The 13,686-nt window shown below is 69.5% G+C and carries 12 protein-coding genes; 3 read left to right on the plus strand and 9 right to left on the minus strand.

What is annotated here, in order from left to right; genetic code table 11:
- Positions 1-246: 246 nt before the first annotated feature.
- Both GVY64_RS31210 and GVY64_RS38800 read right to left on the minus strand, forming a co-directional pair.
- Entirely contained in the window at positions 247-969 is a 723-nt protein-coding gene (locus GVY64_RS31210) for a TetR/AcrR family transcriptional regulator (protein WP_159849468.1), read from the minus strand.
- A gap of 67 nt (positions 970-1,036) precedes the next feature.
- On the minus strand, positions 1,037-1,159 hold the full coding sequence (locus GVY64_RS38800) for a hypothetical protein (protein ID WP_267470263.1): 123 nt from the start codon (positions 1,157-1,159) through the stop codon (positions 1,037-1,039).
- Between the two features lie 157 nt (positions 1,160-1,316).
- Between GVY64_RS38800 and GVY64_RS31215 the strand changes: the two genes are divergently transcribed.
- From GVY64_RS31215 to GVY64_RS31225, 3 genes are all read left to right on the plus strand, one after another.
- Positions 1,317-2,579: a glycosyltransferase gene (locus GVY64_RS31215; protein ID WP_159849347.1), complete on the plus strand. Its 1,263-nt coding sequence runs from the start codon at positions 1,317-1,319 to the stop codon at positions 2,577-2,579.
- Positions 2,579-4,810 (plus strand): glycosyltransferase family 39 protein, encoded by a 2,232-nt coding sequence (locus GVY64_RS31220; protein ID WP_159849349.1) that lies wholly within the window; start codon positions 2,579-2,581, stop codon positions 4,808-4,810. Before GVY64_RS31215 ends, GVY64_RS31220 begins: the two co-directional genes overlap by 1 nt.
- Before the next feature lie 206 nt (positions 4,811-5,016).
- Positions 5,017-5,466 carry a hypothetical protein gene (locus GVY64_RS31225; RefSeq protein ID WP_159849351.1) on the plus strand — a complete coding sequence of 150 codons (450 nt, stop codon included), beginning with the start codon at positions 5,017-5,019 and terminating at the stop codon, positions 5,464-5,466.
- Positions 5,467-5,511: 45 nt separating this feature from the next.
- Here GVY64_RS31225 and GVY64_RS31230 read toward each other — a convergent pair whose 3' ends face one another.
- The 7 genes from GVY64_RS31230 to GVY64_RS31260 all read right to left on the minus strand — a co-directional run bounded on the left by GVY64_RS31230 (position 5,512) and on the right by GVY64_RS31260 (position 13,551).
- Positions 5,512-6,069, minus strand: a complete 558-nt coding sequence (locus GVY64_RS31230) for a TetR/AcrR family transcriptional regulator (protein ID WP_159849353.1) — start codon at positions 6,067-6,069, stop codon at positions 5,512-5,514.
- Between the two features lie 153 nt (positions 6,070-6,222).
- A complete protein-coding gene (locus tag GVY64_RS31235) occupies positions 6,223-6,837 on the minus strand; it encodes a TetR/AcrR family transcriptional regulator (RefSeq protein ID WP_159849355.1) in 615 nt (204 codons plus the stop codon).
- A gap of 5 nt (positions 6,838-6,842) precedes the next feature.
- Positions 6,843-7,619: an enoyl-CoA hydratase family protein gene (locus GVY64_RS31240; protein ID WP_159849357.1), complete on the minus strand. Its 777-nt coding sequence runs from the start codon at positions 7,617-7,619 to the stop codon at positions 6,843-6,845.
- A 10-nt stretch (positions 7,620-7,629) separates the two neighbouring features.
- The gene (locus tag GVY64_RS31245) at positions 7,630-8,790 is read right to left on the minus strand and encodes an acyl-CoA dehydrogenase family protein (RefSeq protein ID WP_159849359.1); all 1,161 of its coding nucleotides are present in this window, start codon (positions 8,788-8,790) and stop codon (positions 7,630-7,632) included.
- A complete protein-coding gene (locus GVY64_RS31250) occupies positions 8,790-10,796 on the minus strand; it encodes an acetyl/propionyl/methylcrotonyl-CoA carboxylase subunit alpha (protein ID WP_159849361.1) in 2,007 nt (668 codons plus the stop codon). The genes GVY64_RS31245 and GVY64_RS31250 overlap by 1 nt, the downstream gene beginning before the upstream one ends.
- A gap of 8 nt (positions 10,797-10,804) precedes the next feature.
- On the minus strand, positions 10,805-12,403 hold the full coding sequence (locus GVY64_RS31255; RefSeq protein WP_159849363.1) for an acyl-CoA carboxylase subunit beta: 1,599 nt from the start codon (positions 12,401-12,403) through the stop codon (positions 10,805-10,807).
- Positions 12,400-13,551: an acyl-CoA dehydrogenase family protein gene (locus GVY64_RS31260; RefSeq protein WP_063016331.1), complete on the minus strand. Its 1,152-nt coding sequence runs from the start codon at positions 13,549-13,551 to the stop codon at positions 12,400-12,402. The genes GVY64_RS31255 and GVY64_RS31260 overlap by 4 nt, the downstream gene beginning before the upstream one ends.
- Positions 13,552-13,686: the final 135 nt, after the last annotated feature.

The following is a 13,686-nucleotide window of genomic DNA, read 5'->3' on the forward strand; positions in this document are numbered from 1 at the left end:
ATGTCCGCCCGACCAGCGCGCGCGGCCCTGACCGCCGGTCAGACCAAGTGATGGTCAACCCAGCAGGGCGACAGTCGGTGGGAGAGACACGACGATCAGAACCACTTCCCATCATCAGTGTCGGTGGTGGCTGCGATACTGAGGATGTCGCCGACACGGATGGCTTCAACGGCGAGGCGATCGGAACAACGACGTTCGGCGTGAACGCGGCGGAGACCTCGGCGCCCGGCCCGGGGGGCGCTCCGGTCACATAGCGGAAAAAGCGAGGTGCAGCGGCTGATCCGCCGCCATCGCGATGCCGTGCAGTCGAGCGCTCGCGGCTACCAGCGCCAAGATGACCTCGCTCAGATAGGCGGCGAACTGTTCGACCGGCATGGCCGGTGGCTCCGGCCGGTTCACCCCCAGCCACCAATCGGTGGCCGAGGCCACCGCGCCGAAGATCGAATAGATCACCAGCTCTACGCTCGCCACCTGCACCGACTCGTCGTCGACCGCGACGGCGAACAGCTCGGCGGCGCGTTCGGCGGACTGCCTGGCCGACTGTAGGGCGCGGTCGGCGTCGCCTGACCGTTGCGTGAAATGGCTGTGCAGCATGAACCGGAAGACGTTCGGCTGCCGCGACACCACCAGCGCGTATTCGGTCGCGGCACGGCGCACCAGGTCATCGGCCGAGTCGCCGGTCAGGTCGAAGCTGGTCATGACCTGCTCCCAGAGCAGGTCGCGCACCCGATCGACAATCGCGTTGTAGAGGTCGGTCTTGTCCTCGAAATGGCGATACAGCTTCGGCTTGGCCGCGCCCGCTTCCTTGGCGATGTCGCCCATGCTGACAGCGGGACCGCACTTGTCGAGCGCGCGGAACGCCGCGTCCACGAACTCTTCGCGCACCTTCCGGCGATGCTCACGCCAGCGCTCGGTGCGCGCGTCCACACGTTTCGGCGGCTGGTGGTCTTCCGTCCGGCCGCGCAGCATCACGAATCCGGATGCTACCTGCTGGCCCGGGTGCCGAGACCCGGCCGTGCGCCGGGTCTCGGCACCCTCAGTGTTTGCCGGAACCGGCACCGCCGTCGCCCGCGGCCTTGGCCTTCTTCTCCGCTCGCTTTTCCTTAAGGGTCTTCCCGGATTTCTTGGACATCGAACTGCGCGGAGATTTGTCGGACAAACGTGGTCCTTTGCTCGGAGAACCTGAATGGTCCCGCTGGCATCGACCGTACGCTACGGCGGCTGCCGGCGACCGCGAAACTTCTCCGGCGACACCCCCAGGAAGCTCACAGCTGAGGCCCAGCCCGGTGGCAGTGTGGCCCTCGACTCTGGTTCGCATGACCGAGACTTCGACCGTCGCGGCGACGGAACGGACCGAGACCACGGGCGCGCCCGTGCTGGACGTGGTGATACCCGTCTACAACGAAGAGACCGACCTCGGCGTGTGCGTTCGCGGACTGCACGCCTACCTGCGCAACGGGTTCCCCTTCCCGGCGCGCATCACGGTCGCCGACAACGCGAGCACCGACGACACGCTGCGGGTCGCCCAGCTGCTCGCTGAAGAACTGGACGACGTGCGCGTGGTGCACCTGTCCGCGAAGGGGCGTGGGCGGGCGCTGCGAGCGGTGTGGGAGCGCTCCGACGCGCAGGTGGTCGCCTACATGGACGTCGACCTGTCCACCGACCTGAACGCACTGCTGCCGCTGGTCGCTCCGCTGATCACCGGGCATTCCGATGTGGCCATCGGCACGCGGCTCGACGCGGCGTCCCGCGTGGTGCGCGGACCGAAGCGCGAGATCATCTCGCGCTGCTACAACTTGCTGCTGAAGGCCTCGCTGCGGGCGCACTTCTCCGACGCCCAATGCGGCTTCAAGGCGATGCGCACCGACGTGGCGCGCCGCCTGCTGCCGCTGGTGCACGACGGGGAGTGGTTCTTCGACACCGAACTGCTGGTCCTCGCCGAGCGGGCCGGTCTGCGCATCCACGAGGTTCCGGTGGACTGGATCGATGACCCGGACAGCCGCGTCGACATCGTCGACACCGCGCGCAAGGACCTGCTCGGCATCTGGCGGCTGGGGCGGGCGCTGGCCACCGGGACGCTGCCGCTCGACGAGCTGCGGCGCTCGGTGGGCCGGGAACCGCTGGTGGCCGGGGTTCCGCTGGGCATGGTGGGACAACTCGTGCGGTTCGCGATCGTCGGCGTGCTGAGCACGCTGGCCTACCTGCTGCTCTACGTGGTGTTGCAGCCGCTGATCGGGGCGCAGGTGGCGAACTTCGCGGCGCTGCTGATCACGGCGGTGGGCAACACCGCGGCCAACCGGGCCTTCACCTTCGGCGTGCGCGGCTCGAACGGCGCCGTGGCGCACCAGTTCCAAGGACTGGTGATCTTCGGGATCGGGTTGGCGCTCACCAGCGGGTCGTTGTTCGCGCTGCATCGGTGGGCGCCGGACGCCTCGGTGCATCTGGAGCTGTTGGTTCTGGTGGTGGCCAATCTGGTGGCGACGCTGTTGCGATTCGTCGGGCTGCGCTGGGTGTTCCGCGACAGCGGCGATCGCGCGCCGAGCGCATCCGCTCGCACCGCCGCCGAGGGAGACCGTTGATGACGGCGACCACGATCGCACCGTCGGTCGTGGCGGAACCGCGACCGAAAGCCCGCCGGAACTGGGAATATCCGGCCCTGGCTGCGCTGCTGCTCGGCATGGCGGTGGCCTACCTGTGCAATCTGAGTGCCAACGGCTGGGCGAATTCGTTCTATTCGGCAGCCGTCCAGGCGGGTTCGGTTTCGTGGAAGGCGTTCTTCTTCGGGTCCTCCGACGCGGCGAATTCGATCACCGTGGACAAGCCGCCCGCCTCGCTGTGGTTGATGGAGCTGTCGGTGCGGGCCTTCGGGCTCGACAGCTGGAGCATCCTGGTGCCGGAAGTGCTGCTCGGCGTGGCCGCCGTGGCAGTGCTGTGGGCGACCGTGCGCAGGCCGTTCGGGCCCGCGGCCGGATTGCTCGCGGGGCTGGCGCTGGCGGCGACGCCCGTCGCGGCGCTGATGTTCCGGTTCAACAACCCCGAAGCGCTGCTGGTCTTCTTGATGGTCGCGGCGGCCTGGGCGATGACGCGGGCGGTGGAGGACGGCCGCTGGCGGTGGCTGGTGCTCACCGGGGCGCTGATCGGATTCGGTTTCCTCACCAAGCAATTGCAGGTGCTGCTGGTGGTTCCGGCGCTCGCGCTGACCTACTTGCTCGCCGGTCCGCCGAAACTCGGCAAACGTATTCTGCAACTCTTCGCGGCCGGGGCCGCGATGGTGGCGGCCGCGGGCTGGTGGCTGCTGGCGGTGGAGCTGTGGCCTGCCTCGTCGCGGCCGTGGATCGGCGGCTCGCACGACAACTCGATCCTGGAACTCACCCTCGGTTACAACGGACTCGGCCGGCTCAACGGCAACGAGCGCGGCAGCGTCGGACCGGGCGGCGATCTTCCGCCGGGCGGCAACGGCATGTGGGGCTCCACCGGCATCACCCGGATGTTCGAACCGGCGCAGGGCGGTCAGATCGCGTGGTTGATCCCCGCCGCGCTGGTCGCGCTCGTGGCCGGAATCCTTCTGCGCGGCAGAGCGGCTCGCACCGATCGACAGCGCGCTTCCCTCGTCCTCTGGGGCGGCTGGCTGCTGGTGACCGGGCTGGTGTTCAGCTATATGGCCGGCATCTTCCACCAGTACTACACCGTGGCCCTGGCTCCGGCCGTCGCCGCGCTCGTCGGCGCGGGCACCGTGCAGGCGTGGCGGCAACGGCAGCGGCTATGGGTGCGGCTGGCCTCGGCGCTAGCGGTGGCCCTCACCACGGCGACCGCATGGATGCTGTTGTCCCGCAGTCCGGAATGGCAGTCGTGGCTGCGCTGGACGGTGCTGGTCGTCGGCGCGCTCGCGACGCTCGCCGTGCTCGTCCCCACACCGCGCAAACTGGCCGTGGTGTCGGCGCTGGCGGTCGCGTTCACGTTCCTGGCCGGACCGGTCGCCTACGCCGTCGACACCATCGCGACGCCGCACGCCGGGTCCATCCCCTCGGCCGGACCGAACGTCGCGACGCGTAATCGGCCGCCGTGGGGCGAGGGCATGCCGGGAATGGGCCGTCGCACGCAGGACGGGACCGGAACCACCGGCCGTGGCGGCGCCGCACAAGCCCCGGACGGCGGCGCTCCGGGAACGGGTCCGCAGGGCACGACGCCGGACGGCCGAATTCCGCATCCGGGGGACCGCATTCCGGGCGCCTGGCAGCAGGGCAACGCACCCGGCAGCCCGACACCGAGCGACGGACGCCAGGGCACGACGCCCAACGGACAGACCCCCGACGGCACGGGCACACCACCGGCCTTCCCTCCCGGCAACGCGCCGCAGGGCGGCGTACCCGGCGGGCAGGCACCGGGCGGCGCGATGCCCCCGCAGGGGCAAGGTATGCCAGGAGACGGCGGTCCCGGCGGCATGGGCGGCTTCCTGGGGGCGAGCGAACCGAGCGCGCAAATAGTGTCCCTGCTCGAGCAGAACGGTGGCGACTACACCTGGGTGGCCGCGGCCGTCGGCTCGAACAGCGCGGCGGGGCTGCAACTGGCCACCGAACTTCCGGTGATGCCGATCGGCGGCTTCAACGGCAGTGACCCCTCGCCGACGCTGGAACAGTTCCAACGGTATGTCGCCGAAGGGAAGATCCACTACTTCGTCGGTGGCGGACGTGGCGGACCGGGTTCCTCCGAGTCGTCCCCCAGTGCGCGGATCACGCAGTGGGTCCAGGAGAACTTCACCGCCTTTCAAGTGGACGGCGTCACCTTGTACGACCTGACCGCCACCCACTGAAACCGCGCGATGCGGTTCGGTCGCCCTGCATTCCCTCCGACCGCATCGCCTCCCCGTGTTCAGCGCTTCCCCTGCGTCCGCTGAACACCGCATCCGCACCGGCGCCATACCTCGGCGCCGGTGCGGATCGCGTTCGCGCACCGATTCCGCCACCGGCGCGCGGCCGATTCGGCTTCCCGCTCTTGGCATCCCGCAAAACTCCAGCGATGATGATCGGACCTGTGACGGCTCCCGGCTGGGAGCCGGGCCATCAGGTGCCGTGTCCACGCGAACATGCAGGGAAACAGTTGAACGCTTTCATGAAGCTGGCCGTGACGGTCGTCAGCGCACTGCTCGCAACCGCGCTCGCCGTCGGATTCGCCGCCACCGCGTCGGCCGCGCCCGCCGACCGCGCCGAACCGATCGCCGCCGCCGCGACCGGCGAACCCCCGCAGGTGACCTACATCAAAGCGTGCCTGCCGCCCGGTGACACGATCGAACTGCGCACCGGAATCGGCGCGGCGATCGGGGCCGCGATCGGCGCGCTCGTCGGCCTGCCCGTCTTCTTCGTCGGCGCGATCCCCGGCGCGATCATCGTCGGCCTGATCGGCGCCGCCATCGGGGCCTCCTCCTACGCCATCGATTCGGGACGGCTCGAGCAGCAAGGCCTGTGCTGATCGCCACGGCGTGACGCGACGCCGGACCCGTAGGCGCGACCGACGTCAATCGCTCCCGGCGGTCAGCGCTCGCACCAACCGGTCCAGCGCGGGGCGTGGATCGAAGTCCGCTTCCGGGTTGACCAGCTGATGCAGGATGATCCCGTCGAGCTGGTCGACCAGGGGCCGCGCCGCGGTCCGATCCGCCCCGGCACCCGCCAGCAGCGTCGCGGCCCATTCGGTCAGGCGCAGGTGTCCGCGCCGGACGCTCTCGCGCAGCGCGGGAATGGACTGTCCTTCCAGGAACAGGGCGTAGCGGGCCAGGGTGCGCACCCGGTCGGCGCCCACCGCGTGCACCGCGAAAGCGGCCATGCCATCGACGAGTTCGTCGATCGACCCGGGTGCCGGTCGCCGCAGGAGCGCCTCCCAATTCGCGTAGTCACGTGCCTCGAGGCGCTCGGTGATGCCGATCAGCAGCGCTTCCCGGGTGCGGAAGTAGTTGGAGGCCGATCCGGCGGGCATCCCCGCGGCCTCGTCGACCGCGCGGTGGGTGAGCGCGCGGGTGCCGCGGGATCCCAGCAGGTCGATCGCCGCGTCCAGGACGAGTTCACGTTTGGAGGACACGCTTTGATACTACGTAAGTAGTGATTCAGGTTACGGTGTAATTCCTGGTCGGCAACTCCTGTGCCCTGCACACTCTCGCCGCGATCGTCTCACTTCGCGCCCGCCATCGGGCCTCGCGACGCCACAGTCTCCGACTCGGTATCGAATCGCGGTTCAGCGGGGTGCGTGCAAGGCGGCGTGCAGCGTGGCCGCCCATTGCTCGACTATTCGCTTGCGACGGGCCGAATCGTCGGTGAGGACGTCGGCGAGGCCCAGACCGCGCGCCATGTCCAGGGTCGCCTGGACCAGGTGGTGGGCGACCGGGTCCGAGTCGTCCACGCCAAGGGCTTCGACCGCGCGGCGATGGGAGGCGCGCCCGAAACGAGCCTCCAGCGGGACGATGCGTTCGCGCAGCGCCGGGTCCGCGGCGGCATGGGTCCACACCTGCAATGCCGCCTTGAACAACGGGCTGGTGTAGGACTCGACCAGCCCCGCGACCACCGCCTCGGTGCGGGCGATGCCGTCACCCAGGTCCGTCAGCGTCGCCGCCTCCTGCACCGCCTGCCCGCTGCGTGTGTCGAACATGTACTCCAGCGCGGCGGTGATCAGATCCTCCCTGGTGGGGAAGTGATGCTGGGCCGCGCCACGCGACACCCCGGCCCGTTCGGCGACGACGGCGACCGTCGCGGCCGCCCAGCCCATTTCGGCCAGGCAGTCGATGGTCGCCTCGAGCAGGCGCTGCCGGGTGGCGCGGCTGCGGTCCTGCTTCGGTTCGTGGGGTGTCGCCATGGTCGTTATTCTGCCCAGTTCGGCGGGCGGCGCTGCAAAAAGGCCAGCATGCCCTCGTGCACTTCGGGGGTGCCGAAGAAACTCGCCGAACGCCGCGCGAGCTCTTCGGCGGAGGCGTCGAACTCGGCGAGGATGCCCGCGTTGACCAACCGCTTGGCCTCGGCCAGGCCCTGCGGGGAGCCCTTGCGCACCTCCCCGCACAGCCGTTCCACTTCGGCGGCCGGATCGTCGGCGGTCACCGTGACCAAGCCGATCTCTCGAGCCACGGTCGCGTCGAACTTCTCGCCCGTGAGGTAGTACCGGCTGGCCGCGCGCGGGTCGAGCCTGGGCAGCAGGGTCAGCGAGATCATGAACGGGGCCAGCCCGATGCGCACTTCGGTGAGCGCGAAACTACTGCCCGGACCGGCCACGACGATGTCGCATCCCGCCACGATGCCCATGCCGCCGGCCCGCACATTGCCGTCGATCCGCGCGATCACCGGCTTGGGGATCTCCACCAGCCTGCGCAGCACCCCGATCATGACCCGGGTGCGCTCATCGGCGGCCACGGCCGGATCGGCGTCGCTGGCCTCGCTCAGATCCGCGCCCGCGCAGAAAGTGTTGCCGGTGTGCGCGAGCACGATGACGCGCACCTTCTCGTCGGCGGCCGCGTCGTCGAGCCCGCGCAGCAGCTCGGCGACCAGCTTGGACGACAGCGCGTTGCGGTTGTGCGGCGAATCGAACGTGAGCGTCGCGACGCCGCCGCTCACCTCGTAGCGGACGAACGGGCCCGTCTCGGTCATGCGCGTCCTCTCAGTACGACTTCGGCAGGCCCAGCGAGTACTGGGCGACGAAGTTCAGGACCATCTCCCGGCTCACCGGCGCGATGCGGCCGATGCGCGCGGCGGCGAGCATGGCGGCCAGCCCGACGTCCCTGGTCAGACCGGCACCACCGTGGGTCTGGATGGCCTGGTCGAGTGCCTTGATGCTGGCTTCGGCCCCGGCGTACTTCGCCATGTTGGCCGCCTCGGCGGCGCCCATCTCGTCGCCCGCGTCGTAGAGGGTGGCGGCCTTCTGCATCATCAGCTTCGCCAGCTCCAATTCGACCTTCACCTGGGCCAGCGGATGCGAAATCCCTTGGTGCGCGCCGATCGGGGTCTTCCACACCGTGCGCTCCTTGGCGTATTCCACGGCGCGTTCGATGGCGTAGCGGCCCACGCCGACGGCCATGGCCGCGCCCATGATCCGCTCCGGGTTCAGGCCCGCGAACAGCTGCATCAGCGCCGCGTCCTCTTTGCCGACCAGCGCGGCGGACGGCAGCCGGACGTCGTCGAGGAACAGGTTGTACTGGTGGTCGGGCTCGATGATGTCCATCTCCTGCGCCGTCTTGGTGAAGCCTTCGGCGTCGGTCGGCACGATGAACAGGGCGGGCTTGAGCTTGCCGGTCTTGTGGTCGGAGGTCCTGGCCACGATCAGCACGGCCGCGGCCTGGTCCACGCCGGAGATGAAGATCTTGCGGCCGTTGAGGATCCAGTCGTCGCCGTCGCGGCGCGCGGTCGTGGTGATCTGGTGGGAATTGGAGCCCGCGTCCGGCTCGGTGATGCCGAACACCATCTTGCCGGAGCCGTCGGCGAGCTTGGGCAGCCATTCCCGCTTCTGCTCGTCGGTGCCGTACTTGGTGATGATGGTGCCGCAGATGGCCGGGGAGACCACCATCAGCAGCAGGCCCGCGCCCTGCGCGGACAGCTCCTCCATCACCAGCGACAGCTCGTACATGCCCGCGCCGCCACCACCGTACTCCTCGGGCAGGTTCACGCCGAGGAAACCGAGTTTGCCCGCCTCCTGCCACAGTTCGTCCAGCGGCTCGTTCTTACGCGCCTTCGGCAGCACGTAGTCGCGGTAGTTGTACTTCGCGGCCAGCGCGGCGACGGCGGCCCGCAGCGCCTTCTGCTCGTCGGTTTCGATGAACGACATCAGTTCTCCTGGGTTTCGGTGTTGTCGGCGGCGGGGTCGACGACCGCGAGCACGGCGCCGACGTCGACCTGCTGGCCGACGGTGACGTTGACGGCGCTGAGCACGCCCGCGGCGGGCGCGGCGATGGTGTGCTCCATCTTCATCGCCTCCAGCCACAGAATCGGCTGGCCCTGTTCGACCCGGCTGCCGACCTCGGCGCCGAGCCGGATCACGCTGCCCGGCATGGGCGCCAGCAGGGAGCCGGTGGCCACCTGGTCGGCCGGGTCGCTGAAGCGCGGCAGCCTGCGCAAGGCCACCGGGCCGAGCGGCGAGTCGACGTAGACCTGGTCGCCGTAGCGGGCGACCTCGAACTGCCTGCGCACCCGACCGCGTTCGCCCGGAACAGACAGCACCACGCGGTCGGGAGTCGCTTCGACGAGTTCGAGACCGTCGTGCCCGTCCACGGCGACACCGGTGCGGCCGAAGCGGTAACCCACCTCGTGCGTCCCGGTGGCACGGCTCTCGTAGGACTTACGCTGCGACTGGGACGGCAGGTTCCGCCACCCGCTGGGCAATCCACCGCCCACCCGCGCGCGGCCGCGATTGGCGGCGGCGTCGGCGAGCGCAGCCGCCACGATGGACAGCGCCTCGTCGGATTCCGACACCAGCGGCGCGGCGAGCACGTCCAGCCCGTGCGTGGCGAAGAACGCCGTGTCGGTGTCACCGGACAGGAACGCCGGATGACGCAGCACGCGCACCAGCAGATCCCGGTTGGTGACCAGGCCGTGGATCGCGGCGCGATGCAGCGCCGAAGCGAGCAATCGCGCCGCCTCGGTGCGCGTCTCGGCGTAGGAGATGACCTTGGCCAGCATCGGATCGTAGTGCACGCCGACGACCGAGCCGTCCACCACGCCTGTGTCCAAGCGCACGCCCGGCCGGTCGAGCAGGTCGAATTCGGCGCGGATCGAGGGGATCTCGATCCGATGCACGGTCCCGCTCTGCGGCTGCCAATCCTGTGCCGGATCCTCGGCGTAGAGCCGCACTTCGATCGAATGTCCGCGCATCGGGGGCGGTTCGGCGGGCAGCGCGCCGCCCGCGGCGACGTCCAGTTGCAGCCGGACCAGGTCCAGGCCGGTGGTGCACTCGGTCACCGGATGCTCGACTTGCAGGCGGGTGTTCATCTCCAGGAAGAAGAACTCGCCCTGCTCGTCGGCGAGGAACTCGACGGTGCCCGCGCCGGTGTAGCCGATCGCGCCCGCCGCCAGCCGCGCCGCCTCGAACAGGCGCGCCCGCATCCCTTCGGTGCGTTCCACCAGCGGAGACGGGGCCTCCTCCAGCACCTTCTGGTGGCGGCGCTGGATGGAGCACTCGCGCTCGCCCACCGCCCAGATGACGCCGTGCGTGTCGGCCATCACCTGGACCTCGATGTGCCTGCCGGTCTCCAGGTAACGCTCGCAGAAGACCGTCGGGTCGCCGAAGGCGGATTCCGCCTCGCGCCGCGCGGCCTCGATCTGCGGCGCCAGATCGGCCAGCGCGCGGACCACGCGCATGCCGCGCCCGCCGCCACCGGCGGACGCCTTGATCAGCACCGGCAGATGCGCCTCGGTGACCTCGGCCGGGTCCAGTTCGGCGAGCACCGGCACGCCCGCGGCGTCCATCATCTTCTTCGAGGCGACCTTCGAGCCCATCTGCTCGATCGCCTCGACGGGCGGGCCGATCCAGACCAGCCCGGCGTCGAGCACCGCCTTGGCGAATTCGGCGTTCTCGGAGAGGAACCCGTATCCGGGATGGATGGCGTCGGCGCCCGCGGCGAGCGCCGCTTCGATGATCAACTCACCACGCAGATAGGTTTCCGCCGGCGTGTTGCCGGGCAGACGCACCGCGGCGTCCGCCTCGGTGACGTGCGGCGCGGCGGCGTCCGCGTCGGAGTACACCGCGACGCTGCCCAGACCCATCCGGCGGCAGGTGGCGAAGACCCGGCGAGCGATTTCGCCACGGTTGGCGACCAGAACATTCATGATTTCCATCCCCGGCCTCACATTCGGAAGACGCCGAAGCCGTCGGCGCCTTTGATCGGGGCGTTGTGAATGGCCGACAGGGACATTCCCAACACGGTGCGAGTGTCGCGCGGATCGATGACGCCGTCGTCGTAGAGCCGCCCGGACATGAACATCGCCAGCGATTCGGCCTCGATCTGCGCCTCCACCATGGCGCGCATCCCGGCGTCGGCCTCCTCGTCGAACGGCAGGCCCTTCGCCTCGGCGGCCGCGCGGCCGACGATCGAGATGACGCCCGCCAGCTGCGCGCCGCCCATCACCGCGGATTTCGCACTGGGCCAGGCGAACACGAAACGCGGGTCGTAGGCCCGGCCGCACATGCCGTAGTGGCCCGCGCCGTAGGACGAGCCCATCAGCAGCGAGATGTGCGGCACCTTCGAGTTGGACACCGCGTTGATCATCATCGCGCCGTGCTTGATGATGCCCTTCTGCTCGTACTCCTTGCCCACCATGTAGCCGGTGGTGTTGTGCAGGAACAGCAGTGGCGTGTTCGTCTTGTTGGCCAGCTGGATGAACTGGGTGGCCTTCTGCGACTCCTCGGAGAACAGCACACCGCGCGCATTGGCCAGGATGCCGACCGGATATCCGTGCAGCTCGGCCCATCCGGTCACCAGGCTGCTGCCGTAGAGCGGCTTGAACTCGTCGAAATCCGAGCCGTCCACGATGCGTGCGATCACCTCGCGCGGGTCGAACGGGATCTTCAGGTCCGACGGCACGATGCCCAGCAGGTCCTCCGGATCGTAGAGCGGCTCGATCACCTCGGCGCGCGGAGCCGGACCCTGCTTGCGCCAGTTCAGCCGCCGGACGATGGAACGGCCGATGCGGATCGCGTCCTGCTCATCGACCGCGTAGTAGTCCGCGAGGCCGGAGACCCGCGCGTGCATGTCCGCCCCGCCGAGCGACTCGTCGTCGGACTCCTCGCCGGTGGCCATCTTGACCAGCGGCGGACCGCCGAGGAACACCTTGGAGCGCTCCTTGATCATCACCACGTGGTCGGACATGCCGGGTATGTACGCGCCGCCCGCGGTGGAGTTGCCGAACACCAGCGCGATCGTCGGGATGCCCGCCGCCGAGGCCTGGGTGAGGTCGCGGAACATCCGGCCGCCGGGGACGAACACCTCTTTCTGCGTGGGCAGATCCGCGCCGCCGGATTCCACCAGCGAGATCACCGGCAGCCGGTTCTCCCGCACGATGTCGTTGATACGCAACGTCTTGCGCAGCGTCCACGGGTTGGAGGTCCCGCCGCGCACGGTCGGATCGGGCGCGACGATCATGCACTCGACGCCCTCCACGACGCCGATCCCGGCGATGGTGCTGCCGCCGACGTGGAATTCGCTGCCCCAGCCCGCCAGCGGGCACAGCTCCAGGAACGGCGAGTCCTCGTCGACGAGCAGTTCGATGCGCTCGCGCGCGGTCAGCTTGCCGCGCTTGCGATGCCGCGCCAGCTTGTCCGGTCCGCCGCCCGCGATGGCCTTGGCGAACTCCGCCTCGACCTCGGTGAGCTTGGCGGTCATGGCCTCCGCGGCCGCCTCGTACTCGGGCGCGGCGGTGTCCAGGGTACTGCGCAGGATGGTCATGACTGATACCCCAATCGCTTCGCCGCCAGTCCGGTCAGGATCTCGGTCGTGCCGCCGCCGATGCCGAGGATGCGCATATCGCGGTACTGGCGTTCGATCTCGGATTCGCGCATGTAGCCGAGGCCGCCGAACAGCTGCACGGCCTGGTTGGCCACCCACTCGCCCGCTTCGACGGCGGTGTTCTTGGCGAAGCACACTTCGGCGATCAGGTCGGTCTCGCCTTCGGCGCTGCGCTGCACCACGTCGCGGGTGTAGACGCGAGCGACGTCGATGCGCCGCGCCATCTCGGTGACCGTGTTCTGCACCGCCTGCCTGCTGATCAGCGGGCGACCGAAGGTCTCGCGGTTGCGCACCCATTCCAGGGTCAGGTCCAGGCAGCGCTGCGCGCTGGAGTACGCCTGCACCGCGAGGCCGACGCGCTCGCTGACGAACGCGCCCGCGATCTGGAAGAAGCCGGAGTTCTCCGGGCCCACCAGGTTCTCCACCGGCACCCGGACGTCGACGTAGGACAACTCGGCGGTGTCGGAGGCCAGCCAGCCCATTTTGTCCAGCTTGCGGCTGACCGTGAAGCCGGGCGTGTCCTTGTCGACGATGAGCAGCGAGATGCCGCCGGAACCGGGGCCGCCGGTGCGCACGGCGGTGACCACGAAATCGGCGCGCACGCCGGAAGTGATGTAGGTCTTGGCGCCGTTGACGATGTAGTGGTCGCCGTCGCGGCGCGCCGTCGTGGTGAGGTGTCCGACGTCGGAGCCGCCGCCGGGCTCGGTGATCGCGAGCGAGCCGATCTTCTCCCCCGCCAGTGTCGGCTTCACCCAGCGCTCGATCTGCTCGGCGTTACCCGAGGCGATGATGTGCGGCACCGAGATGCCGCAGGTGAAAAGGGAGGCGAACAGCCCGCCGGACGCACCGGCCTGGTGCATCTCCTCGCAGACGATCATCGCGTCCACGCCGTCGCCGCCGGAGCCGCCCGCGGATTCCGGGAACTGCACGCCCAACAGGCCGAGCGCGCCCGCCTTCTTGTGCAGTTCGCGCGGGATCTCCCCGGCGCGCTCCCAGCCGTCCAGGTAGGGCAGGATCTCGCGTTCCACGAATCCGCGTACCGTGGAACGCAATTCGCGTCGTTCCGGCGTCTCCCAGAGTTTCGTCATGCGGTGTCCTTTCTCGCATGACCGGGGGCCCTGCGTGGTGACGCGAGCTGCCGCCTCCGGACCTGACCGGTCATGCGGTGTCCTTTCTCGCATGACCGGGGGCCCTGCGTGGTGACGCGAGCTGCCGCCTCCGGG

The organism is Nocardia sp. CY41, assembly GCF_009829325.1.
Lineage (GTDB): Bacteria > Actinomycetota > Actinomycetes > Mycobacteriales > Mycobacteriaceae > Nocardia.